The organism is Nocardia amikacinitolerans NBRC 108937 (genome assembly GCF_001612615.1).
Classification (GTDB): domain Bacteria; phylum Actinomycetota; class Actinomycetes; order Mycobacteriales; family Mycobacteriaceae; genus Nocardia; species Nocardia amikacinitolerans.
The window spans coordinates 1-843 of the sequence record NZ_BDAU01000100.1; the positions used below are offsets into that span (position 1 = coordinate 1).

Genomic DNA, 843 nt, shown 5'->3' on the forward strand with positions numbered 1-843 from the left:
AGTGTGGCGTCGGGTCGGGTGGCCTACACCTTCGGGTTCGAAGGCCCGGCCATCACCGTCGACACCGCCTGCTCTTCCTCCCTGGTCGCCATCCACCTGGCCGTGAAAGCCCTGCGGTCGGGGGAATGCTCGATGGCATTGGCCGGCGGCGCCACCGTCATGGCCACCCCCGGCATGTTCCTGGAGTTCAGCCGTCAACGCGGTCTGGCCCCCGACGGACGATGCAAATCCTTCGCCGCCGCCGCCGACGGCGTCGCCTGGGGCGAAGGCGTCGGCCTACTGTTACTCGAACGGCTCTCCGACGCCCAGGCCAACGGCCACCACGTCCTAGCACTCATCAACGGCACCGCGGTCAACCAAGACGGCGCCAGCAACGGACTCACCGCACCCAACGGACCAGCCCAACAACGCGTCATCCACGCCGCCCTCGCCGACGCCGGACTCACCCCCACCGACATCGACGCCGTCGAAGCCCACGGCACCGGCACCACCCTCGGCGACCCCATCGAAGCCCAAGCCCTCCTAGCCACCTACGGCCAAAACCGACCCCCCAACCGACCCCTCTACCTGGGCTCACTCAAATCCAACATCGGCCACACCCAAGCCGCCGCCGGCGTCGCCGGCGTCATCAAAATGGTGCAGGCACTCCAACACAACCTGCTCCCCAAAACCCTCCACATCGACACCCCCACCCCACACGTCGACTGGACCACCGGACACATCGAACTCCTCACCGAACCCACCCCCTGGAGCGACACCGACCGCCCCCGCCGCGCCGGCATCTCCTCCTTCGGCATCAGCGGCACCAACGCCCACCTCATCCTCCAAGCCGCACCACCCACA

At 68.0% G+C, this 843-nt stretch carries 1 protein-coding gene; it reads left to right on the plus strand.

The features are described from left to right. A partial coding sequence (locus NAM01S_RS33635) for a beta-ketoacyl synthase N-terminal-like domain-containing protein (protein ID WP_169810950.1) occupies positions 1 to 843 on the plus strand: 843 nt, incomplete at both ends.